The following is a 22,047-nucleotide window of genomic DNA, read 5'->3' on the forward strand; positions in this document are numbered from 1 at the left end:
CATGCGCGCCACCTTCGCCCTCTTCGTGCTCCTCACCGCCGCGCCCGTGCTCGCGCAGGACGCTGGCAAGTCCGCCGCGCCCGGCACTGGCGGGGCCACGTCGAGCAGCGAAGCGGCGCCCGCGAAGAAGGCGCCTCGCAAGGTCATCCGCCTGGACGCGCTCACCGTCGAGGGCCGCATCCAGAAGCCCCAGGCTTTCTACATCCTCCCCCGCTCCAACCTGAGCTTCGACGACCTCAACCGCACGGAGAGCTTCGTGCCCAAGGTCGAGAAGAGCGTCGAGCAGGAGCCCTTCTAGGCCATGGCCGCCCCGTCACCTTCCAAGCTGCTCCGCGTCGGCCTCATCCAGAACGGCCAGATTGTCGAAGAGCACCACGTCCGGCGCGAGAGCGTCACCATCGGCCATGACGCGCGCAACACCATCGTCCTGCCCGCCTCGGACGACAGGCCCGCGCGCTTCAGCGTGTTCGAGAACCAGGGCCACCAGTTCCTGCTCGTCATCAACGAGTTCATGAAGGGCCGCGTCAACCTCGGCTCCTCCGACGTGGACTTCGACGCCCTGCGCTCCCAGGGACTCGCCTCGCGCCGGGGTGACCTCTACGTCCTCCCCCTCCAGGAGACCGCGCGCGGCAAGGTGGAGCTGGGCGACGCCACCCTCTTCTTCCAGTTCGTCGCGCCCAAGGCCGAGGAAGCGCGTCCGCTGATGCCCTCGGACATCCGCGTCAGCCGCTGGAAGACGATGGACCGCGTCTTCTTCGGCATCCTCGCCGCCTCGCTGCTCGTCCACTTCTCCGGCGCCGCCATCATCCTCTCCGCGGAGGCCCCCAAGGAGCAGGAGCTGGCGTTGGATCAGCTCGATGACCGCTTCGTGCGCGCCATCATCCCCCAGCGCCCCATCGAGACCGCGAAGCCCGCCGCGCCGGGCCCCGCCGAGACGCCGAAGGAAGACGTCAAGCCCCCCGAGCCGAAGGACGGCGCGGACAAGCCCGCGTCGGAGAAGCCCGCGGCCGCCGCCGCCGAGCGCCACGCGGAGATGGTGAAGAAGGTCTCCGACAAGGGCCTGTTGAAGATGCTCGGCTCCAAGGGCTCTGGCACCGGCGCGTTCCAGGACGTGCTGGGCAGCGCCAGCGGTGGCAGCGACATCGTCGCCGCGCTCCAGGGCGCCGGCGGCGTGGGCGTGGCCAACGAGGCCTCCGTCGGCAAGGGCACCGGCCCGCGCGGCGGTGGCACCGGCACCGTGACGGGCATCGGCGAGCTGGGCACCCAGGGTGGCGGCAAGGTGGACCTGGGCACGAAGAAGGAAGTCGAAGTGAAGGGCCGCGTGCAGGACGCGACGCCGGACGTCGACAGCTCCGACGTGGACCGCGACGGGCTCGCCCGCTACGTCCGCGCGCGCAAGGGCGCCATCCAGAGCTGCTACGAGAAGGAGCTCAAGCGAAACCCCAACCTCAAGGGCAAGGTGGTGGTGCGCTTCTCCATCACCCCGTCCGGCCGAGTGGGGGACTTCGAAATCGACGAGAACACCCTCGGCAGCGAGGCGGTGGCCAGCTGCATCCGCGCCGCCATCCGCGGCTGGGTGTTCCCGTTCAAACCCGAGTCCGCCGCCACCGTTTCCTACCCCTTCGTCTTCTCGCCGACGGGGTAGGCTCCGGCGCCGGTGTACCCAGCGCGGGCTCCGAGGGGACCATGGAGAAGCTGGCCGTCATCGCCGCCTCACCGCTGTTCGAGATGCTCTCTCCCGTGGAGCTGGACCGTCTGGCGGAGCTGGCCCGGACGCGCCACTGCGTCCCCGGCGAGGTCATCTTCCATGAAGGGGATTTGGGCGACAGCCTCTTCCTCGTCGTCGAAGGCCAGGTGGAAGTGGCCCGGAACGGCACGGATGGGTTGCCGCGCACCCTGGCCGTGCTGTCACCTCCCGAGTTCTTCGGGGAGATGGGCCTCATCGACAAGGACTACCGCTCCGCCACCGTGCGCGCGCGAACGCAGGCCCACCTGCTCCAGCTCACCGCAGGGGACTTGCGCGCCTTCCGCAACGAGTACGCCGACGGCTTCACCTTCGTCGTCGTCAATATCGCCCGAAGCCTGGCTGCTCGACTGCGTGAGGCCAATGCCCGCCTCTCCAGTAACCACTGAATAACTGGGGGTTCGTCGCGTTGACACCCCACCCCCCGCCTTCTACGCTTTGTTGCAATGGGAAGGGCCGGGAGAGCCGAGAGGCGTATGCGCACTGTCGGAATGGTCGCTGTGATCGTCGCCACGGGCGTGGCCGTCGCGCAGGGACCGGTGCCCTCGCCCCGGTCACCCGCCGCCACCACCGCGCTGGAGAAGGCGAGTGAAGTGCCTGACTCGCAGAAGCTGGAGCGCAGCACCCAGGCCTTGAGTGTCATGCGAGACGTGCTTCGCCAGGTGCTCGGCAAGGTGGAAGAAGCGCGCCGCACCAAGGACGTGGTGAAGCTCAACTGCGCCAACGAGAAGCTCACGCAAATCAAGGGCCTGTTGCGCATCTCCGAGCAGGCGGACGTGTCGCTCCAGGAGTCCCTCACCCGGCGCGAGGTCTCCACCAGCGAGCACGAATACACCAAGGTGATGATCGCCCGGCAGAAGGTCGGCCAGCTGCGCTCGGAGGCCGAGGAGTGCATCGGTCAGCTCGCCTTCCGCACCGACGAGAACCTCTTTATCGAGGTGGAGGAGCCGGAGAACCTGCCCGGCGGCGACCCCACGCGCCCGCCTCCTCCCGACGACATCCTCGTGCGCCCGCCTCCCGCGAGCCCCATCAACTAGTCCCGTGCGCCCTCCGGCCCTCCGGGCGAGTCCAAGTCCCGTGTCGAACAATTCTTCGGCCCCTGAAATCGCGCGTGCTATGACGCCCCAGGCCGTCCGCATGAAAGGTGGGAGTGAGTACGCCCTCTCCCTGGGAAGCCACTGCGAGCCATGACGCTGAGAGGGACATTCTGGGGCACGGTCTGCGGGCTGGCGCTGATGGCGCCTGTCACCGTGGCCATGGCTCAGGACGGCATCTCCGCGCCGGCCACGGGTGGCAACGGCTTCAAGGTCGGCAACGGCCGGCTACATCCGTACTTCGAGTTGGAGACGCGGCTGGACAGCGGCGTGGGCTACTTCGGCCGCGAGGGCCAGGAGTTCCCCGGTGGCGTGTCGCCGGACCTGTCGGGTGAGCTGGCGATGCACTTCCGGCCGGGCTTCCGGCTGGACATCCCCTCTCCCCGGCTGGCGTTCAACCTCAACGCCAACCTGGACTACGTGCTCTTCACGGGCCTGATGACGCAGGGCTCGAACGCGGCCTCGCACATGGAGGGCGCCGCGGACCTGCTGGCGCGCATCAACCCGGAGGCGCCGCTGTCGCTGGAGCTGTCGGACCAGTTCACGCGCTCGGACCGGACGCGCACGGCGGCCATCGGCGCGGGCATCCTCAGCCTCTACAACGAGGCCAAGGTGAAGGCTCCGTGGCGGCCGGGTGGTGGCGCGGTGGAGGTGACTCCGGGCGTGGCCTACGCGGTGGAGTTCTTCGAGCCGCTGGGCGCTTCGGCGCCGGCGGACTGCGGCGAAGGCGTGTGCGACCCCGTCGGCGCGGACCGCTTCAACTACGGCAACCTGCACCTGGGCCTGGAGAGCCGCTGGCGCTTCCTGCCGAAGACGGCGCTGGTGCTCGACACCGGCGTGGACGTGCGCCGCTACTTCAACGACGGGGGCCCCAACGCCACGCTTTTGCGCGCGTTGATCGGCGTGGCGGGCCTCGTGTCGCCCAAGGTCGCGGTGACGGCGAAGGTGGGCTGGGGGCAGAACTTCGGGGAGGCGGGCGGCGGGACGGTGCTCGGCCAGTTGGACGGCACGTACCTGTTCAGCCCCACGCTGACGTTCAAGGGCGGCTACCTGCGCATGCTGGAGCCGGTGGCGGCCTACGGCATGTTCCGGGACGACCGGGTCTCCGCCGAGGCGCGCGCGTTGCTGGGCGGCAAGCTGACCTTGCACGCGATGGGCATGGTCGACTTCCTGAGCTTCTCCGGCAACCGTGGCGACACGGTGGTGACGGTGGACGCGGGGCCCGAGTACCAGTTCCGTCCGTGGCTCACCGGCGCCGCGGGCTACATGCTGAGCAACCGCTCATCCTCCGTGGATGGCGGCGGCCTGAACTACACGCGCCACGAGGGGTATGCTCGCCTCTCGGTGACGTACTGAGCCCCCGCAGCGCCGGGGAAGCTTCCCCGCCCACGAGGTCTCCTCCCGGATGAGAACGCTCCGCCTCTGTCTCGCCCTGCTCCTGTCGGGAGCGCTGTCCGCGTGCTTCGGCTCGGCGCCGCGTCCTCCGCCCCCCACGCCCACGCCAGCGGCCGAGGCGGGTGAGGCCCGCTCCGGCGGCGGCACGCTGGGGCCCGGGGACGTGGTGGAGGTGCGCGTCTTCCAGGAGCCCGAGCACTCCGGGACGTGGCGCCTGTCGCCCGAGGGCACCATCGACTACCCGCTGTGCGGCAAGGTGCCGTTGCGCGGGACGACCCCCAGCACCGCGGCGGACACGCTGCGCGAGTGCCTTGCGCGCTACGTGCGCCGGCCGCAGGTGTCGGTGCTGATCCGCGAGTACAACTCGCACAAGGTCTTCGTCTTCGGCGAAGTGCAGAAGCCCGGCACCTTCCCGGTGGATGGAGAGATGTCCATCGTCCAGGCGATTACCCTCGCGGGCGGCTTCACCAAGCTGGCGGCGAAGAACAACACGCTGGTGACGCGCGTGGTGGACGGCCTGGAGCGGAAGATTCGAGTGCCCGTCGAGGACATCGGCGTGGGGCGCGAGAAGAACTTCATGCTCCAGCCCGGCGACATCGTCTTCGTGCCGGAGAGCTTCTTCTAGGGGCGCGGTGTCCAGCCCAGCTCGTCGATGAAGTGCCGGGCCTCGGAGAGCAGCACCGGAGCCAGCGCGGGCGCGGAGGCGATGACGTCACCGCGCATCACGCTGAACGGTGCGCCCGTGACATGGCGGATGACGCCTCCGGCCTCCTCCACGAGCAGCGAGCCCGCGGCGATATCCCAGGGCTTGAGGCCGAACTCGAAGAAGCCATCGAAGCGACCCGCGGCCACATAGGCCAGGTCCATGGCCGCGCTGCCCGTGCGACGCATGCCCTGAGCGCGCAGGACGAAGCGGGTGAAGAGGCCCACCGGCCCCTCCGGCTTCTCGCGGACGTCGTAGGGAAAGCCCGTGCACAACAGCGCCCTGTCCAGCCTGTCCACGGTGCTGGCGCGCAGCGGGCGGCCATTGAGCGTGGCGCCCTCCCCTCGCGCGGCGGAGAACAGCTCATCCAGCATCGGGTCATACACGGCGCCGGCCAGCACGCCGCCAGGGCCCTCCACGGCGACGCTGACGCAGAAGTGCGGCACGCGGTGGGCGTAGTTGGTGGTGCCATCGAGCGGATCCACCAGCCAGCGCAGGCCATCCGTGCCCGCCGTCGCACCGCTCTCCTCCGCGAGGATGGCGTGGGTGGGGTGGCGCTCACGCAGGAAGGCGAGCAGCGCCTCCTCCGACGCGCGGTCCGCGTCCGTCACCAGGTCGATGCCACCCTTGAGCTCGATGATGCGCTCGCCCGGGAAACGGTCGGCGAGGATGCGGCCCGCGAGCCGAGCCCCCTCCTCCGCGGTGCGGCGCAGCTCGGCGGGAGTCTCCGGGGCGGTGTCAGCCATGACGTCTCCTGGGCGGGCTACGGCGCGGGCTCGGCCAGCAGCGCTTCGATTTCCGACTGGTACTTGGTGAGGAACTCCTCGTTGAAGCCCTCGTGGACGTGGCGCACCACGCCGCGCTTGTCGATGAAGTACGTCGTGGGCATGCCGCGCACCTTCAGCGTGCGCTCGGCCACGCGGGCGTTCTCGTCAACGAGGACGGGCAGGCCCACCTTCACTTCCTTCAGGAACGGCTCAATCGCGCGCGCGTCCTCGTCCACGTTGAGCGCGTAGACCTTGAGGCCCTTGGCGCCGTACTCGCGCACGAGGTTCTCGTAGAAGGGCAGCGCGTCCCGACAGGGCTCGCACCAGGTGGCCCACACGTCGACCAGCACCACGCTGCCCCTGTCACTCACGAGGTCATACAGCTCGCCACCGGGGTAACGCTTCACCTGGAAGACGAGCGGCTGCGTGGCGGAGACCTGCGTGCCCTGCTCCTCAAGGCCCCCGGGCACGGCGGGCGTGAGGGGCGGCATCGTGCTGCTGCGAGCACAGCCCGTGACGGACAGGACACCCAGGAGGACGGTGAGCGGGAGGCGCATGTCAGGCAGTCTCCCCTGAGCGGGCCTTCAAGGCCACGAGCAGCTTCTCGATGAACCCACCGAAGGCGCCGTTGCTCATCACGAGCAGCACATCACCGGGGCGGGACTCGCGCGCCACCAGGTCCACCATGGCCTGCACGTCGGTGGAGCCCTCGGCCGCGATTCCCTGGGCCTGGAGGTCCGCCACCAGCTTGCGCACGTCGAGCTCCTCGCCGACGGGCACCTTGTCATGCCGCTCGGGCACCTTGAGGCTGGCGCGGGCCGCGCCGGTGAAAGCGTGGGCGTAGTCCTCCTGGTGGATGTTGCGGCGGCTGGTGTTGGAGCGGGGCTCGAAGATGGCCCACAGCCGACGCTCGGGGTAGCGGTGGTGGATGGCGTCGATGGTCTCCCGCACGGCCGTCGGATGGTGCGCGAAGTCGTCCACCACGAGGATTCCATTCGGCTCGCCGCGAGGCTCCTGCCGCCGCTTCACGCCCCGGAATGTGGACAGGCCCCTGGCGATTTCGTCGAAGGACAGGCCCAACCCGCGCGCGGCGGCGATGACGCTCAGCGCGTTCTCCACGTTGTGCAGGCCGCCCATGGGCAGCTCCACCGTGCCGAGCACCGTGCCCCGCTCCACGACCTGGAAGCGCGCGCCGTTGGCACCGAAGGAGACCTCGCGAGGGACGTAATCCGCTTCCGCGCCCTCCTTCGCGACGTAGGTGACGACGCGGCCCTGGCACCCCTCGCGCGCGAGCTTCACGGCGTTGGGGTACGCGGCGCAGACGACGAGCTGCCCGTCGGCGGGGATGAGCCGGACGAACTTCTCGAACGTCGCCTCGTAGTGGGGCAAGTCGCGGAAGATGTCCGCGTGGTCGAACTCCACGCTGGTGAGGATGGCGGTGCGCGGCCGGTAGTGGAGGAACTTGGAGCCCTTGTCCCAGTAGGCGGTGTCGTACTCGTCGCCCTCGACGACGAAGTGCGGCCCTTTGCCGACGCGGTAGTTGCCCGCGTAGTTCTGGGTGACGCCGCCCACGAGGAAGGACGGGTCCTTGCCGGCCTCGACGAGGACGTGGGCCATCATGGAGGACGTCGTCGTCTTGCCGTGGGTGCCGGCGACGACGACGGAGTGAGAGCGGGCGAGGAAGAGCGAGCCCAGGGCGGCGGGGAAGCTCATCTGCTTGAGGCCGCGCTCGCGGACGGCGGTGGCCTCGGGATTCACGCGGCGGATGACGTTGCCGATGATGACGAGGTCCGGCTTCGCGTCGTCCAGGTTCTCCGGACGGTAGGGCGAGGCGGCGGGGATGCCCCACGCCTTGAGCATGTCGCTCATGGGTGGGTAGACATTCTCGTCGCTGCCGGTGACCTCGTAGCCGGCGGCCTTGAGCATTCCAGCGAAGGAGCCCATGCCGGTGCCAGCCACGCCCACCAGGTGGACGCGGCGGACGCTGCCGGGCTCGAGGGTGTCGAGGACGTTACCGTTGTCGTCAGCCATGCGTTCCCTGCGAGATGGCGGTGAGGCCGAGCGCCTCCACGACGAAGTCATGGAAGACGGGTCGGAAGTCGCGGATGCGCAGCTCCTGGCGGCCGAGCGCCACGCGGTTGGTGACGAGCGCCACCACCAGCGAGCGACGCAGGTCCACCCAGAGACTCGTTCCGGTGAAGCCCAGGTGCCCGACGGCGCCCGGAGGTGAGTCGCCCACGAAGCGGCCCGCGCTGGAGCCGACCTGGGACGGTGAGTCGAAGCCCATGGAGCGCGTGCTGCCCGGCACGAGCGCATCCGTGGCGAGCGCCCGGTGCCAGAGCGGGGCCGGCGCAATCACTGGGCTGGTCCCCGCGCAACCGTCGAGCACGGCCTGACCGAAGCGGGCAACGTCCACGGCGGTGCCGAACAGGCCCGCGTGTCCGGCGACACCATCCATCACCCAGGCGTTGTCGTCATCGACTTCGCCGGGGCGCGTGGGCTGGGTGGGCACGTCCTTCCACAGCGTCTCCTGACCGGGCGCGGGCTCGCGGGGGCGCGTGGCGCCGGTGGGCGCGGGCATGGTGTCGACGGGGAAGTCGGTGAGGCGGTGGAAGCGGGCGGAGAGGCCGAGCGGCTCGGCGACGTGGCGGGAGAAGAGCGTGTCGAGTGGGGCGTTGGCGGAGCGGGAGAGAATCTCGCCGAGGAGGATGAAGCCCACGTCGCTGTACGCGGTGCGCGTGCGAGGCGCGGCGGCGAGCGGCGTGGAGGCGGCGGCCTGGAGGACCTCGTCGCGGACGCGGGAGCGCGTGGCGGAGGGACAGGTGGCGTCGAGCAGCTCGGGGTGGGCGGTGAGGGCCTGGGCGAAGAACGGGACGAAGGGAGGCAGGCCGGAGCGGTGGTAGAGCAGGTCCGCGACGGTGGCGCCCGCGTCGCCGACGGGCGAGCCAGGGAAGTAGCGGGACACGAGGGTATCGGGCCCCACCTTGCCTTCGGTCCACAGGCGGAGGAACAGGGCGGTGGTGCTGATGACCTTGGTGAGCGAGGCGAGGTCGAAGCGCGTGTCGCCAGAGACTTTTCCCGCGACGCCGCCGAAGACCTGGACGCCCCGGTGGAGGACGACGGCCTGGGCGGCGGGGAAGACGCCGATGCCCACGGCCTCGTCGAGCAGTGTCTGGAGGACGGCGATGGGGTGTTGTTCAGGAGGGGCGCTCATGCGCGCACGGCTCCTTCGAGGAATGTGAGCCGGGCCGAGTCCGCGTCCAGGCGGACATGCGTGCCGAGAGCCACGGGGTAGTTGAGGGCACCGTGGCCGATGGGGAAGCCCGCCGCGCAGGGGACACCCGATTCACGCGCGAGGTCTCGGAGGACGTCGCCGCTGGTGTAGTCGGTGCCCCGCTCCTCGCAGGCGGTGAAGTCGCCGAGGACGATGCCGCGCACGCGGGAGAAGACACCGGCGAGGCGAAGCTGGGTCCACATGCGGTCGAGGCGGTAGGGGCGCTCGGTGACGTCCTCGAGGAGGAGCACGGCGCCGTCGAGCGGCGGCAGGTACGGGGTGCCCAGGAGGGTGGCGAAGACGGAGAGGTTGCCGCCGACCAGGTGGCCCTCGGCGGTGCCGGGGACGTAGGTGGCGGTGCCGGTCAGCGGGGGCGGGGCCTCGGGGGACTCGAGGAGGCGGAAGAAGTAGTCGCGGACCTCGGGAGGCTGCTTGCCGAGCTGGGTGAGGACGGGCCCGTGGATGGAGACGCGGCCGAGGACCTGGAGGGCGGCGTGGACGGAGGTGAGGTCGGAGAAGCCGGTGAAGAGGCTCGGCGCGGCGTCGGCGAGGGGGAGCTTGGGGAGGAGCCGGGCGCTGCCGTAGCCACCGCGGGCGCAGAAGATGGCGCGAGCGGAGGAGTCGAGGAGGGCGTGGGAGAGCTCTTCGGCGCGGCGCGAGTCGTCACCGGCGAGGTAGCGCCAGGCGGAGCCGAGGTCGGGGCGGAGGACCGGGGAGTAGCGCTCGGCGATGACGGCGAGGCCGACGTCGAAGAGGGGGCGGTCGAAGGGCCCGGAGGGAGCGACGACGTGGACGGTGTCGCGGGGGCGGAGCGGGAGGGGCTTGAGCCAACGCACGGGCGCTTCATAGCACCGGGGGGACGGCGGGCATCCGGATTCGAGCCGGGAGCGTTGAGTACTCCCGGACGTCGGAACACGGACACTGCGGTCGCTCGAAGCCCCCTCCCCTACCCGGCCGAGCGCTCCAGGACGGCCGCGAAGAACGCGTCGGTGCCGTGACTGTGGGGGGCGACGAAGAGGAAGCCGTCGCGAAGGCAGGCGTCGGAGAGCCACCCCACGCCGGGACGGAGGAGGCGGTAGTCGGGCCGTGCCGCGAGGAAGGCGGAGACGACGTCCTCGTTCTCGGCGCGGTTCACGGTGCAGGTGGCGTAGACGAGCCGTCCGCCCGGGCGCACCAGGTCCGCGCCGCGCTGGAGGATGTCGAGCTGGAGCGGTGGGAAGTGGGCAAGGGCGTCGGGGGTGATGCGGAAGCGCTGGTCGGGGCCGCGGCGGAGGGAGCCCAGCTCCGAGCAGGGAGCGTCCACGAGGACGCGGTCGGCGCCGAGGCCCGGGGTGGGAGGGGTGCGGAGGACCTGGACGCGGGTGAGGCCGGCGCGGGAGGAGCGCTGGAGGAGTCGGTCGAGCCTCTCCGGGTCCGGGTCATGGGCGAAGAGGCGGCCGGAGTCGCGCATGGCGGCACCGAGCTGGAGCGTCTTGCCCCCGGCGCCCGCGCACAGGTCGACCACGGTTTCACCGGGGAGGGCCTCCAAGAGGAGGCCGAGGAGCTGGCTGCCCTCGTCCTGGACCTCGAAGCGGCCCTCCTGGAGGGAGGGCAGCGCGTAGAGGTTGGGTCGGGGCCCATCGATGTGGAGGGCGAGCGGGCTCCAGGGACCCGGGCGGGTGGAGACGCCCTCGGAGCGGAGGCGCTCGGCGAGTTCCTCACGGGAGGAGCGGAGTGGATTGACCCGGAGGGTGATGGGCCCGGGGACGTTGAGGTGGGCGCAGAAGGCGTCGGCGTCGGGGCCGAGTTCGCGGGAGAAGTGGTCGGCGAGCCAGTCCGGGAGGGAGTAGCGGAGGGCGAGCGAGGGGGGCGGCGAGGGGTTCAGGGTGGGGACGCCCTCCCCTACCCCGGCGAGCGAGGCGGCCTCGGGAGCAGGGACGTGGGCGAGGCCATGGAGGAAGGCGAAGAGGAGGAGCGGGGGTGGAGGGTCGTCCTGGTCGAGTAGGAAGGCGAGGCGGCGGCGCCAGAGACCGACGTTGAAGATGGCTTCCTTGAGGACCTGGCGCTGGTCGCGGGAGAGGGAGCGATGAGCACGGAGGGTGCGATCCACGACGCGCTCAGCGGGGGAGCCGGCGAGCACGAGGGAGATGGCCTCGGATGAAACGGAGGCGAGCCCATCGAGGGCGGACCAGGGTGGACCCTGGAGCCGGGAGAGCGGATCAAACGGGACAGTTGACAGAGGGGGCTCCGTTCTCTAGAAAGCGCGTCATCGCTGCGGCGCCGTTACCACAGCGAGGACATATTCCCCGATAGCTCAGCCGGTAGAGCGGGTGACTGTTAATCACTAGGTCCGAGGTTCGAGTCCTCGTCGGGGAGCCATTTCTTCGTCCTCGTGAACATCGCGAGAGGCATCAGTAAACAGCGGCCCCAGGGAGCGATCTCCGGGGCCGTTGCCTTTTCTCCCCTGATTCCCGAGGGTTTGCGCGTTCGCGAGCGTGGCGTGCGCCGGGATGGCGATCGCGCTGAGAGCGCCGCGAGCGTGAAGACGAGCGCGTCGAGCGCGCGCAGGACGGCGTTCGCGCTCTCATCTCGGTCCCGTGGGGAGAGAGAAGCCGAGACGCGGTTAACAGCCGACCCTCGGTTTCCGGGACCGTGACCGGGCGATCAACTGTCCCGCGCGAGGTGGGACTGTTGACCAACGGGGCGCTGTCCCGCGCGGGCGCCCACGTTGGCGCCTGGCGCGCCGTCACGCACGGGCCGCTCCTTCGGCTCGGCTCTCGCCGGACAGCGCGAACGGGCACAACGTGGGCGCGCACGCAGCGCAGGGGGCGCCGCGTCCGGCGCAGGCGTCCCCTCGCGCTACGCGGTTCGACTTCGAACAGAACGCATAGAGCGCTTCCTGCACTAGCCTCGGCGAGTACGCCGGCAGGTCTGGCTGGAACGCCCGGAGGTCGATGCGGGCGGCCTGCTCGCGCACCCACAGCTCGCGCGCGTCGTAGGTCTTCGCCGCACCGGGCGCTCGGAGAGCATCGACGGCCCGCGCGACGTTCGTGTCGACGACCACCAGATCGTTGCCGTCGATGTCCGGGAACCAGGGAGTGAGCCCCGGAGCGAGCGCGGGCGTCGAGAGCGCGCTCACGAACATCGTCGCGAGCTTGCGGCCAACGCGATGCACGGCCGCGAAACGCCCCACGAAAAGCTCGGCGCGCTTCGTTGGCGACGGCTCCTCACGGCAGATGTCTTCGAGCATCGCCTGCATCCCACCGTCCTGCCACAACCGGAGCCACGCCGAGGTCGGCAGCTTGCCCATGTCGCCCATGCGGTTGAAGACGCGCGTCGCGTCCTTCACGTGGCAGGATGCGCCAGGGCACGTGCCGCAGTCGATGTCGTCGCCGTCCTTCACGACGTCGCAGCCGTCCTCGAAGGCCTCGACGGAGCCCAGTGTCGGGCAGGCGTGCCGGACGATCGAGCGCTTCACTGTCGCGACGTCGGCGACGACGCGCATCGACCTGCCCGTTGTCGAGCGCTGCTGCCGCATGATCACGACGTCGCGCAGCGCCTGGTACATCGAGAGCGTGACGAAGAGGCGGAAGATGGCGGCGTCGGTGCCAGCCGCGAGTTCGTCGGGTTCGACCGCGAAGGTGCCGATGCGGGCCGGGTCGCAGTAGAAGGGCAGGCCTTCGACGCGCCCCTCGTCGAAGTACCAGCGGACGGTCTCCTTGATCTCCTTGGGGACGCGCATCGGCCCATCCTCGTCAATCACAGCGTCGGCCACGCCCTCCGCAGCATCGCGCCGCGCATGGCTTCGAGCGACGCGAGAGCTGAGCGCACCGGATCAAGCGCGTCGGAGAACCCACGGAGCTGGGGCAGCACGCCGTTCTGAGCCAGCAACCTCGCCTGCCGCTCGGCGGCGTTCAGCGTCTGCTGAAGGTTCGCCACGGTGGCGTCGAAGGTCGCCGCGCGCACGCCACGCACTTGCTGGAGCATGCACTGGAGGTAGTGCCGGAATGCCTCCTGCTCGCCAAAGCCGACGGAGCTGGGCTGAACGCCGGAGAACAGCGCCGCCGCGTAGGTGCTGCCCATGGCAGGCTGTGGAGCCATCGACGTGAGGACGCCCCGTTGCTGCGCCATGTCGAGGAAAGCCGGCTTGTACTCCGACAGGCTTGCCGGATCGTAGTACCAGACCGCCTTGCGCTTGATGTCCTCTTCGTCTGCCGCGAGGAACCGCTCCCGTGAGAACGCGCGCACGTTCATCCATGTGCCGGAGGCAATCGCGTTGACCGACGCGGCTCCGAGGCAGAGGAGCACGTGGTTCGCGTAACCAACGAGAACCTTCTTGCCGAGCAGGCGAAGGCCGGCGGCCAGCTCGAGCGCGTTCGCAAGCCAGACAGGGTCTTGGACGATGTAGTCGCCGTTGGGATGCTCGAAGAGCAGGTACACCCCCTCGACGTCGAGGGTCTCGAACTCAGCGAGCACCTCTTGGATGCCCGCCGTGTTCTTCACGCTGTCCGAGCTGAGAGCGACCGTCGTGTAGAGCGGCATCCCGGCGTTCAGGGTGCCGGCATGCTCGGCGATGGTGCGGAGCGTCTCGAGCCAGATGTCGTCGATGGCATCCGCCATCAGCCCCGGGAGGATGAACGCCGCGCAGCCGAGATCCTGATTGAGTTGCAGCACCGTACTCAGGAGCGTCTGCATGCCCGTGCCGCTAAAGAAGCCGTTGGTCTGGTAGCTGTCGGGCCAGTAGTCGTGCGACGTGAGCCGGTGGTGGTCGCTCCGCGGCACGTAGAACTGCGGATCGACGAGCACCTGGCCCCCTGGCAGAGCGCGGATCTCATCGGAGAGCTTCACGAGCTGCTCACGCTTGAGGTCGCGTGGGCTCAGGATGACGGTTCCACCGCCCCACGAGCGTACGAGGTGGCGCGAATGCTCCATCATCCCGTGGCCAAATTGAAGGTGCAGGTCCATCACACGGTCCTTCCGCCGGCCGCACCGGCATGGACAGAGTCAATCTCGCGCATCCACGTCAGCGCGTCGGCAACCGTTCGCGGGCGCTGCGTCGGGAACTTCTGCACGAGCGCCGAGACGAGATCGGCGAGCGCCCCGCCCTGATCGTCCGCGAGCTGCAACCTCGGCAACGCCTGCTGCTCGACCCTGCGGAAGATCTCAAGGTCACTACCAGCCCCATCTCGGAAGGGGTGCATGCCCGTTGCGCACTCGTACAGGAGAACGCCGGCCGCGAAGAGGTCGGTCCTGCCGTCGATCTCGCGCTTCCGGTTCCGCAACTGCTCCGGCGGCGAGTAGCCAAGGGTACCCATCCCCCACGGCATCTTCGTCGCGGTCAGCGACTCCAGGTCGAGGTGTCGTGCGAGCCCAAAGTCGAGCAGCCAGAAGTTGCCGCTCGTGTCGATCATCATGTTCTCGGGCTTGATGTCGCGATGAACGATGCGCTTCGCCTCGGCGTGAGCGAGCGTAGTCAGCAACTGCACGCCAAGACGAACGACGCCCGTGAAGTCCAGTGCCCCCGATCGGACCAAGCGAGTTCGAAGCGTCGTTCCCAGGACACGCTGTTCACGAAGCCAGATGCAGCTTCCCAGCTGCGTTTGGAGCTCACCCGTCTCGAACACACGCGGAACGCGTTCGCATTCGACGAGTTGCCCCGCGAGCACCTCGCGCTCGAGACGCTGCTCATCCGAGGCGCGAAGCAGAAGCTTCAGTACGACGTCGCCGTCGCTCGCGTGCTGCGCGGCGAAGACGACCTTCTGGCCGCCCTGTGCGAGCGGTTGAAGGCCGGAGAGCTGCGGGAACTGGGCGGCGATCCACTGAATGTCCACGTGCAACTCCTTCTTCTTCCATCAGATCCCACCCGTGTTCCGGGCAACGCGCCAGGTCCACTCGTTGAAAAGCCAAGAACCATAAGAGAGCGGCACCGCGCGGACGGATGCTTCGCAGACCTTCGCGACGCGATCATTCTCGAAGCCGAGCAGCCCGATGCCGAGGGATGACGCCACGCTCATGAGACGCTCGCCGGTGCGTGATCGAGGAAAAAGCGCGTGAGACTCCGAGCTGAACCACGTGTTCGCGCACGCCTGTTCGAGCGCACGTTGCGTCGCGGAGACCTTCGCCTCAATGGCGATGATGCGCTCCACGGCGAAGATGCTCGACGTGCTCCGGGCCCGACACTTCTCCTTGCCGACCGTCACGACACCGGCCTCCTCGAGCCGCGTGAGCATCGCGTTGAGGCCTCGCTGGAAAACCTTGTGAAGGAACGACAACTCCATCGCCCCCTGGGTCGCGAGCAGATGGAGGAGCCGGAGATCCATCGCGCGAAGGCGCTCACGCTCGCTGATCCAGCCGCGAGCTAGTTCCCTGCGCCAGACCACCGCGACGACGTCCGGGAACCCCGTATCCATCGCGGGCTCGGCGAACACCGTCAGGCTGCGGCCCGGCAGAAGACGGATCGTCGCAGTGTTGAGGAAGGTCTCGACGAGCGCCTGCTCGGGACCCGCAACCGGGCCACGGAAGCGCAGCCCGAGCCCCCCTTCGGTCGAAGTGTGGTCATGTGACGAGTCGACGAGAAAGTCCGCCCACGAGGCACACGTGAACGCACGACGGCCTCCGCTTCGCGGCGGGTCGAACACGCTCGATGGTGCTCTCTGTGTCACTGGTCGTTCTCCAAGATCTTGCTCAACCTGTTACCGCCGTTACGATGGCTCACTCCCAGGACTTGCTCTTGAAGCCGAGGGCCCCAGCGTTCTCGGTGACCGCCCGCTTGGTCTGGTCCGTCGCTCCGTTCGGGAACTCGGCGGAGATCTCGACCGTGACCTTCACCGTGGCGTTCGGGTCGGCGGCGAGCAGCGCGATGATCTCCTCTGCCACCGAGACGAGCTTCATCTTGGCCGTCGTCGCGTTGACGTCGATCGATCCGAAGAACGCCTTCGCTCTCGGCGGCGGCGAGGCGCTCGTGGGCTTCTGGGTCTGCTTCGGTTGGTTGTCGCTGCCGACGGTCGTCCCGCTCGTGTTGGAGGTTCCCACTTGCGTAGGCGGTGAGTCGTCCGCCTTCGAGCGTTCGGCCTTCTTGGCTAGCGCCGCGGCGTAGGCTGCAGCTGCAGCGGGCTCGATGAGCAGCAACGTGTCATCGAACTGCACGTTCGAGTTGCCGAGCTTGAAGCCATCGTAGGCGTCGCCGGTCTTGCCGTAGGCCGTGCCGAAGAAGTCCTCGGTCGCGGTGCCCTTCTGGATGGCCTGTTCGAGGACGTCGCGCTGCCGGAGGCGCGGGAGGTACAGGTACTTCTGCATGTCCTCCCACACGGTCGAGGCGCGGACGGCGTCGGTGCCGTCCTTCCAGTACAGCTCGCGGAGCTTGTTGCGCAGGTGGACCGGCGACCACGTCGAGATGACGAGCTCGTTCTCCTCGCACACTCGCTTGACCTCACCGGAATAGGTGCCGCCCGCGTTGAGCGGGAAGGCCTCGACGGTGGCCTGCCGATCCGTGGCCGACGTCATTAGGGGGCAGAGCAGCCACTTGAAGCACTCGCGCGCGGCGCGCGGGAGCACGCCTTCGGCGGTCTCCAACTCCTTCTTCGCCTGGTCTTCCTGCAGCCGATCGATGTTGAGGCGACCCGTCTTGATGTCGTCAACGATCGAGGCCCACGCGAGCGCGGTGCGGGTGACCTCCTTGAGTCGCGACAAAGAGCCCTGGTCGGCCGCGACGAAGACGAGGCGGTTTCCGCGATAGCGGGGCTTGCTCCCGTTCGAGCGCACGACGTCGAGCACCTCGTCGAAGACCCCCTTCGAGTCCTGCTTGCTGTAGATTTCCTCGGGCGGCAGCACGACGAGCCGCAAGGCACCGTCGTCGGGCACGTCGCCATGAGGCGTGAAGACGTGGACGCCATCGAACAGCTCGCCGCCGGGCGAGAGCTTCTTGAGCACCGTCTCGATCTTCGTGCGGACCTCGCTGCGGTCGTCGAAGCGCCCCTTGCGGTCCTCCATCTCGCGGCGAAGGTTGGCGCGGGTGTCGAACCAGAAGCGCGTCGAGTCCTGCGCCTTGTCGCCGGAGCTGTTCAGGTAGTGCAGGCGATCGCTCAGACGGTTGAGGGCGTCGGAGAACGCGGCCGAGGGCTGCCCGGGCTGCACGCAGCCCAAGAGAACGCGGGCCCGGTCGACGCCACGGGAGCCTTTCTTCGTCGTGCTCGAGGAGGGCGCACTCCCGAGGAAGAGCGTGCGCGCCACGCGACGCGCGGCATGCACGGCGCCGAAGCGCGGCTCGCGTTGGTCGAGGTCGGTGGTCTCTGCGCGCTCGCCGTCGATGTCGCGCTCAAGCACGGCGTCCCAGCCGGGCGGCAGGTAGTAGACCAGCTCGTTGCGCGAGCCGCTGTCGTAGAGCGGCAGGCTCCCCGGCAGGATCATCAGGTCCTGGTTCTGGTCCTTCCACAGCCGGAAGATGACGCGCGCCATGAGCTTCAACACGCCACGGGTGCGTTGGAAGCTTTCGAGCGTGGTCCAATCTTCGTAGAGCCGGTCGAAGACCTCGGGATGAATCGGGTACGCCTGCACGAGGCGGTCGAAGTAGCGAGCCTCATGCGTCTCCGAGGGGAGCTTGGTGCCCTCGGTCGCATAGGCCTTGGCGAACTCCCTGCACACAGCATCGCGGGTCGCGGTGTCGTGGATCGGCTCGAACAGCCTCCGACGCACGATCTCAAACGCCTCTTCGGTGGCCACCGGCTTCCACAGCGCCTGCACGCGCCCGAAGGTCTTCTCCAGCGCCTTGAGCGCAGCCACGCCGCGCGAGCTACCTGCTTCGATCTCCGACTCGGGGAGCGAGGCGAGTACGATCGCCGTCGGCACAAGCTTCGCCGCCTCGGTGAGCGCCTGCACGAAGGACAGGTTGCTGTCGTAGGTGCCGCCCGAGAGCGCTTGACCGTCGGGGAACTGTCGGATGTAGGCCACCAGCTCGTCGACCAGGATCACGCACGGGGCGAAGCGCTCGAGCAGCGCGCGCAGCGCCTCCTTGCCCGGCGAGGTGCCTGTTGCATCGGCCTCGCGCACGAGCGCGAACCCTTCGTCGCCGCCAAGCTGCCACGCGAGCTCGCCCCACAGCGTTCGCACCTTCGTGTCGCCGTGAGCCCACGGCTGCCCTGGAGCGTGCGCGGTGCCGTCAAGGACCGCCGTGCGCGCCTTGGGCACGTCCATCAGCCCCGCCTGGTCGAGCAATGCGGGCACGCCCGACAGCTCCTTCAACGCACACTTGCGCGAGGCCAGGTGGAACACGGCAAGCATGGTGTGCGTCTTGCCGCCACCGAACGCCGTCTGGAGCTGGATGACGGGCTCGCCGCCCTTGCCGTTGAGTCGCTGGGCCACCTGCGTGAGCAGGAGGCGCATGCCCTCGGTGATGAAGGTGCGCTGGAAGAAGGCTGCCGCGTCTTGGTACTCGCGCGTGGCCTTGCCGTCGCGCACGGCGGAGATGTCTGCTGCGAACTCCGACTGTTGAAAGGTGCCCTCCAGAACGTCGGGATGGGGCACACTGACTTCGCGCCACGCTTTCATTCGTTACCTCCGAAAAGATTGAACTGCTTGCCCGGCTCGGGGAACGCTCCGGCCGCAGACTCCACCGCCGACCACGACGTGACGAGCTCGTTGTACGCGCGGGCGTCGTCGGCCTGGCCCTTGCGCTCGCACAGCGTGTAGAGCCGGTACGCGAGCTGGCGAATCGCCTCGCTCTTCGGCTTCAGCTCAGCGAGCAGCTTGCCGGCGCCGCTCTCGCCCTCGTCGCGCAGGGCGCGAATCAGCTGGTGCAGCATCTCCCAGATCGGGAGGCGCGGATCTTTTCGGGGGTCCCAGTCGGCCGGGTACTCGTTTGGGCGCAGCAGGCGAACCTTGCCCGCACCGCTCTTCAGCACGCCCGCGTCTGCAAGCCCGTTGATGCTAGTCGCCTTGGCGCGCGCGAGCACGTCGGCCTCGCCGTAGGCGCCTTCGCTCCAGCCGTACTGATTGAACCAATGAAGGCAGAACTGCGTGTCGTGGTCGAAGTCGTCTTCCGCGAGAAAGCGGTTGATGAGCTGCAGCGCGGTGCGCACGCTCATGGGCGTGCCGTCGGCTTCGAGCACGGCGGTGTACTTGCTGAAAATGGCCATGCCGGGGCCGATGATGGCTTGCGACAGGTCCACGGGAGCCACGGGCGAGTTGACGCCGCCGCGCGTCATTTCGTCGAGCGCCTCGGGCAGCGCAGCGTTGAGCTCGCGGATGAACTCGCGGCGCGAGACGGTGGGCGCGTCGGCGGGGCGCTGGCGGCAGACGAGGACAACACTTGAGGCGAGCGCGTTTGATCCGATGCCTCGCGAGCGCGAGTCGCGTTCAGTCCGCATTGGCCAGGTGCCAGTGAGAGCGAATCCGGCTTTGAGGACGGCTTCGAGGAACGTCTCCCAGCCGGTGCTGGAGGTACCTGCGTTGTCTGTGGTCTCGGACTGCTTGAAGGCGTAGTAGATGGAGACGGGAAACGCGCCGTGCGCTCGCGATGCCAAGTTGTGTAGCGCCTCAGTCATGCCATCGAGGAAGAACTTCTCAGCTTCATCCTTGCCGCCGTGCCGGTACGGCGTGGCGACCAGCTCCTCGGTCTTGGGCACGGCTAGCGTTGCGAAGAGCCCCGGAAAGATGGGTTTCAGCGGTCGGCGAAGCCAGACGTAGAAATAGTCGGAGAGATCGGCGTACCCGATGTTGTCGTAGTAGGGAGGATCAGTGGAGATGACTTTCTGGTCGCTGACCGGCTGAAACTGAGCGTCGGCCTGAAGCGCCTGACCTCGCCCATCGCGTGGTAGCGCCATTTGAAGCACTCGCGAGACGGCCTCCCCGACCTTCTGAATACTCCCACTTGAATCCGCAAACGGGTTCGACTCCCCAAAGTCCCACGTCATCTGGAGAGCCTGGCGTCGGAAAGTGCTGACTACCAACTCGTTCTTTGGTGCGTTGCTCCAAGTACAAAGCGACGAGTGGGCCTCCGACAGCTTCTCCACGATGAATGCCAAGCTCACTCCGACTCCCTGCGCGTACGCCGTTGCGCCGGTGCCGCCTTCATCGAGGCCTTTGCCGTTGTCTGCGAGGCCCGCGCGCACGGCGTCGGCGCGCACGTGGTCGATGGCCTCGCCCACCAGATCCGAGAACGTGGTCAGCGCGACCAGTTGGCGGGGCGTAAAGAGATCACTCCACCGGGTCAGGCCATAGTTGCCAACGCGAAACCCGAGAGCCTGTTGGAAGAACTCGATGTCCGGTTTCCACGTGGGCTCGGCCTGTCTCGCAGCGTCCTCGTGTGCTCGTGTTGGCGCGAGGTAGACACGACCTCGCGTTCCTTCAGCGACGATGGCCATGAGCCGCGCGCCCATCCGTCCCGCTTGGCCCTCGGCCTTGATGTAGTCTCCGCTGATGGGCGCGTCCGACAGCACGCAGCGAAAGTTCGCTCCGCGTCCGGCCGCCTTGGTCCCTTCGATCGCATCCTCTGGCGGCGTGCCCACCTTCACCGTGAAGCGATACTTGTCGCCTTCAACCACGGGCTTCACGTAGCTCTCCTTGCCCGTCTTGCTGCTCAGTACGAACGTCGAGGCCAGAGGCACGTCCACATGGCTGAACACCGGGTTCGGGCTCTTCACCGTGCGCGCCCACAGCCAAGCGATGACCGTGAGCTTCTGGCCCACGAGCCCTCTCAGGTCTGGGCGCTCCTTGGCCATCTCGGCGGTGATCTCGACTTGCGGATACAGGTGACCGATGCGCTTATCGGCCTCAGCGCGCATCCACGCGCCGTAGCGCCGCACGTCCTCGGCGAGCCCCTTCGCGCCGCTCCAGGTGTTCTCGACCAGCTTCCCCTGCTTGTCGCCCGGCACACGCGGTCCCACCGGCGCGCGGCCTGCGAAGCGCGGAGGAATCTCGATCATGGCCTTGTTGATGGTGACGGCCACGGGATTCAGATCGCTCGCGTAGCTCTCCAGCCCGAGCCGCTGCGCCTCAAGCGGCAACGCGCCGCCACCCGCAAACGGATCGTGGAACGCGGGCAGCTTGTCGGGATTAAACAGCTCGGCGGCCTGCGGGTGCGCCTTGTTCAGCTCGCAGACCTCACGCCACGAGCGGAGAATCTCGGCCCGCGCACGCGAGAGCACCTCTTCGTTGCTGGTATTCTCCCACTGCACCAAGTCCTCGATGATCTTGAAGAGCCGCTCGCGCTCGGCCTGTGCCTTTTCCTTGTTGACGCCGTACTTGAACCCGCCGCCCTGCTGGTAGCCGGGGTCGTTGACCATCTGCGCGAAGATGACGGCCCGCGCAGCGGCGAGCGGACGACGCGCCCACCACAGGTGCAGAGTGCTCGGGTGCCCATGACGAATGGACTTCTCGCGCGCGGCGGCGGCGTTGATGGCGTCGAGCGGTAGCGCGACCTCGATCAGCTTCTTCGGCGACTTGATGGGGGTCTTCGCACTCATAGAACGTCCTCGAACATGTGGCGGACGACGGTGCTGAACGGCTCCGAAGCGGTCGCCTGGATTTCTTGTTGCGCGTAGGCGCTGCGCTCGCTGGCATCGAGCGCGGCCAACTCGCTTACGAGCTGCAGATAGGTAGTAGCGGCGGCCTTGCGCATGTTTCGCAGGCGGCCGAACTCATCGTGAAGGTTGAATACACGGAGCGTCTCGCGGGCGCGGAACTCGTCGCGCTGCGAGAGCCCGGGGCGCACGTCAACGGTGCCGTCGGACCGGAAGCGCAGGAACTGCGATGGGTCATCCGCGCACGGGTCGAGGAGATCGTCGGGGTTGTACGGCCCCGCCCCGTGGTCTTTGAAATGCCCGCACGAGTCGTTCTGGTCGCACGAGCCGAAGAGGTTCGCCCACGCAAAGGTCAGGTGAACGAAGCGGCTCTTGCGACGGAAGTGCTCGATGTGCTGCCCAAGCGAATCGAGTGGACCTTCGCAGTAGGCGCAGCGCCGCCCCTGCATCTGCTCGAGCGAGGCGTGGAGCTCCTGCTTGTGGGTGTGCGAGACGTCGCCCCAGTTATTCCGCCCGTGGGCATACGAGGCGAGGCAAGCGGGCACCGTGGCCGTGGCGCGATCCAACTTGCGCATG

Annotated in this window: 19 protein-coding genes and 1 tRNA gene; 7 read left to right on the forward strand and 13 right to left on the reverse strand. The window is 68.4% G+C overall.

Annotation, left to right across the window (positions count from 1 at the left end; translation table 11 throughout):
* The first annotated feature begins 1 nt into the window (after position 1).
* From HUA75_RS36225 to HUA75_RS36250, 6 genes are all read left to right on the forward strand, one after another.
* Positions 2-298 (forward strand): hypothetical protein, encoded by a 297-nt coding sequence (locus tag HUA75_RS36225; RefSeq protein ID WP_174458518.1) that lies wholly within the window; start codon positions 2-4, stop codon positions 296-298.
* 3 nt (positions 299-301) lie between these two features.
* Complete coding sequence (locus HUA75_RS36230) at positions 302-1,645, forward strand: AgmX/PglI C-terminal domain-containing protein (RefSeq protein ID WP_174488989.1); 1,344 nt, start codon at positions 302-304, stop codon at positions 1,643-1,645.
* A gap of 41 nt (positions 1,646-1,686) precedes the next feature.
* Positions 1,687-2,133 (forward strand): cyclic nucleotide-binding domain-containing protein, encoded by a 447-nt coding sequence (locus HUA75_RS36235; protein ID WP_174458516.1) that lies wholly within the window; start codon positions 1,687-1,689, stop codon positions 2,131-2,133.
* A gap of 87 nt (positions 2,134-2,220) precedes the next feature.
* Positions 2,221-2,781: a hypothetical protein gene (locus HUA75_RS36240; protein ID WP_174488990.1), complete on the forward strand. Its 561-nt coding sequence runs from the start codon at positions 2,221-2,223 to the stop codon at positions 2,779-2,781.
* Positions 2,782-2,931: 150 nt separating this feature from the next.
* A complete protein-coding gene (locus HUA75_RS36245; protein ID WP_174488991.1) occupies positions 2,932-4,194 on the forward strand; it encodes a hypothetical protein in 1,263 nt (420 codons plus the stop codon).
* A 49-nt stretch (positions 4,195-4,243) separates the two neighbouring features.
* Positions 4,244-4,858, forward strand: coding sequence for a polysaccharide biosynthesis/export family protein (locus HUA75_RS36250; protein WP_141649229.1), 615 nt, complete (start codon positions 4,244-4,246; stop codon positions 4,856-4,858).
* Here the strand turns inward: HUA75_RS36250 and HUA75_RS36255 are convergent.
* The 6 genes from HUA75_RS36255 to HUA75_RS36280 form a co-directional block, all read right to left on the reverse strand.
* Complete coding sequence (locus tag HUA75_RS36255) at positions 4,855-5,682, reverse strand: inositol monophosphatase family protein (protein WP_174464203.1); 828 nt, start codon at positions 5,680-5,682, stop codon at positions 4,855-4,857. The genes HUA75_RS36250 and HUA75_RS36255 overlap by 4 nt on opposite strands.
* Positions 5,683-5,699: 17 nt before the next feature.
* Entirely contained in the window at positions 5,700-6,260 is a 561-nt protein-coding gene (locus HUA75_RS36260) for a TlpA disulfide reductase family protein (RefSeq protein WP_174488992.1), read from the reverse strand.
* Between the two features lies 1 nt (position 6,261).
* On the reverse strand, positions 6,262-7,734 hold the full coding sequence (gene mpl, locus HUA75_RS36265; protein ID WP_174488993.1) for a UDP-N-acetylmuramate:L-alanyl-gamma-D-glutamyl-meso-diaminopimelate ligase: 1,473 nt from the start codon (positions 7,732-7,734) through the stop codon (positions 6,262-6,264).
* Positions 7,727-8,917 carry a serine hydrolase gene (locus HUA75_RS36270; RefSeq protein WP_174488994.1) on the reverse strand — a complete coding sequence of 397 codons (1,191 nt, stop codon included), beginning with the start codon at positions 8,915-8,917 and terminating at the stop codon, positions 7,727-7,729. Before HUA75_RS36270 ends, mpl begins: the two co-directional genes overlap by 8 nt.
* Positions 8,914-9,813 carry an LD-carboxypeptidase gene (locus tag HUA75_RS36275; protein ID WP_174488995.1) on the reverse strand — a complete coding sequence of 300 codons (900 nt, stop codon included), beginning with the start codon at positions 9,811-9,813 and terminating at the stop codon, positions 8,914-8,916. Before HUA75_RS36275 ends, HUA75_RS36270 begins: the two co-directional genes overlap by 4 nt.
* Before the next feature lie 110 nt (positions 9,814-9,923).
* Positions 9,924-11,066: an RsmB/NOP family class I SAM-dependent RNA methyltransferase gene (locus HUA75_RS36280; RefSeq protein ID WP_371746269.1), complete on the reverse strand. Its 1,143-nt coding sequence runs from the start codon at positions 11,064-11,066 to the stop codon at positions 9,924-9,926.
* Positions 11,067-11,259: 193 nt separating this feature from the next.
* Between HUA75_RS36280 and HUA75_RS36285 the strand changes: the two genes are divergently transcribed.
* Positions 11,260-11,335: transfer RNA gene (locus tag HUA75_RS36285), tRNA-Asn, on the forward strand.
* Between the two features lie 367 nt (positions 11,336-11,702).
* Here HUA75_RS36285 and HUA75_RS36290 read toward each other — a convergent pair.
* The 7 genes from HUA75_RS36290 to ptuB all read right to left on the reverse strand — a co-directional run bounded on the left by HUA75_RS36290 (position 11,703) and on the right by ptuB (position 22,046).
* Positions 11,703-12,698: a hypothetical protein gene (locus tag HUA75_RS36290; RefSeq protein ID WP_174488996.1), complete on the reverse strand. Its 996-nt coding sequence runs from the start codon at positions 12,696-12,698 to the stop codon at positions 11,703-11,705.
* Between the two features lie 17 nt (positions 12,699-12,715).
* Positions 12,716-13,921 carry a hypothetical protein gene (locus HUA75_RS36295; protein ID WP_174488997.1) on the reverse strand — a complete coding sequence of 402 codons (1,206 nt, stop codon included), beginning with the start codon at positions 13,919-13,921 and terminating at the stop codon, positions 12,716-12,718.
* Positions 13,921-14,787, reverse strand: coding sequence for a serine/threonine-protein kinase (locus tag HUA75_RS36300; protein WP_174488998.1), 867 nt, complete (start codon positions 14,785-14,787; stop codon positions 13,921-13,923). Before HUA75_RS36300 ends, HUA75_RS36295 begins: the two co-directional genes overlap by 1 nt.
* A gap of 21 nt (positions 14,788-14,808) precedes the next feature.
* Positions 14,809-15,594, reverse strand: a complete 786-nt coding sequence (locus tag HUA75_RS36305) for a hypothetical protein (protein WP_174488999.1) — start codon at positions 15,592-15,594, stop codon at positions 14,809-14,811.
* Positions 15,595-15,667: 73 nt separating this feature from the next.
* Positions 15,668-18,499: an ATP-binding protein gene (locus HUA75_RS36310; RefSeq protein ID WP_174489000.1), complete on the reverse strand. Its 2,832-nt coding sequence runs from the start codon at positions 18,497-18,499 to the stop codon at positions 15,668-15,670.
* Complete coding sequence (locus HUA75_RS36315; protein WP_174489001.1) at positions 18,496-21,414, reverse strand: DUF1156 domain-containing protein; 2,919 nt, start codon at positions 21,412-21,414, stop codon at positions 18,496-18,498. The genes HUA75_RS36310 and HUA75_RS36315 overlap by 4 nt, the downstream gene beginning before the upstream one ends.
* Positions 21,411-22,046 (reverse strand): retron Ec78 anti-phage system effector HNH endonuclease PtuB, encoded by a 636-nt coding sequence (gene ptuB / locus HUA75_RS36320; RefSeq protein WP_174489002.1) that lies wholly within the window; start codon positions 22,044-22,046, stop codon positions 21,411-21,413. Before ptuB ends, HUA75_RS36315 begins: the two co-directional genes overlap by 4 nt.
* Position 22,047 lies beyond the last annotated feature (1 nt).

The organism is Myxococcus sp. CA040A (assembly GCF_013336725.1).
Lineage (GTDB): Bacteria > Myxococcota > Myxococcia > Myxococcales > Myxococcaceae > Myxococcus > Myxococcus llanfairpwllgwyngyllgogerychwyrndrobwllllantysiliogogogochensis.

Coding starts and splice junctions, on each gene's coding strand:
- HUA75_RS36225 (WP_174458518.1), top strand. CDS start 2: ATGCGCGCCACCTTCGCCCTCTTCGTGCTCCTCACCGCCGCGCCCGTG.
- HUA75_RS36230 (WP_174488989.1), top strand. CDS start 302: ATGGCCGCCCCGTCACCTTCCAAGCTGCTCCGCGTCGGCCTCATCCAG.
- HUA75_RS36235 (WP_174458516.1), top strand. CDS start 1,687: ATGGAGAAGCTGGCCGTCATCGCCGCCTCACCGCTGTTCGAGATGCTC.
- HUA75_RS36240 (WP_174488990.1), top strand. CDS start 2,221: ATGCGCACTGTCGGAATGGTCGCTGTGATCGTCGCCACGGGCGTGGCC.
- HUA75_RS36245 (WP_174488991.1), top strand. CDS start 2,932: ATGACGCTGAGAGGGACATTCTGGGGCACGGTCTGCGGGCTGGCGCTG.
- HUA75_RS36250 (WP_141649229.1), top strand. CDS start 4,244: ATGAGAACGCTCCGCCTCTGTCTCGCCCTGCTCCTGTCGGGAGCGCTG.
- HUA75_RS36255 (WP_174464203.1), bottom strand. CDS start 5,682: ATGGCTGACACCGCCCCGGAGACTCCCGCCGAGCTGCGCCGCACCGCG.
- HUA75_RS36260 (WP_174488992.1), bottom strand. CDS start 6,260: ATGCGCCTCCCGCTCACCGTCCTCCTGGGTGTCCTGTCCGTCACGGGC.
- mpl (WP_174488993.1), bottom strand. CDS start 7,734: ATGGCTGACGACAACGGTAACGTCCTCGACACCCTCGAGCCCGGCAGC.
- HUA75_RS36270 (WP_174488994.1), bottom strand. CDS start 8,917: ATGAGCGCCCCTCCTGAACAACACCCCATCGCCGTCCTCCAGACACTG.
- HUA75_RS36290 (WP_174488996.1), bottom strand. CDS start 12,698: ATGCGCGTCCCCAAGGAGATCAAGGAGACCGTCCGCTGGTACTTCGAC.
- HUA75_RS36295 (WP_174488997.1), bottom strand. CDS start 13,921: ATGGACCTGCACCTTCAATTTGGCCACGGGATGATGGAGCATTCGCGC.
- HUA75_RS36310 (WP_174489000.1), bottom strand. CDS start 18,499: ATGAAAGCGTGGCGCGAAGTCAGTGTGCCCCATCCCGACGTTCTGGAG.
- HUA75_RS36315 (WP_174489001.1), bottom strand. CDS start 21,414: ATGAGTGCGAAGACCCCCATCAAGTCGCCGAAGAAGCTGATCGAGGTC.
- ptuB (WP_174489002.1), bottom strand. CDS start 22,046: ATGCGCAAGTTGGATCGCGCCACGGCCACGGTGCCCGCTTGCCTCGCC.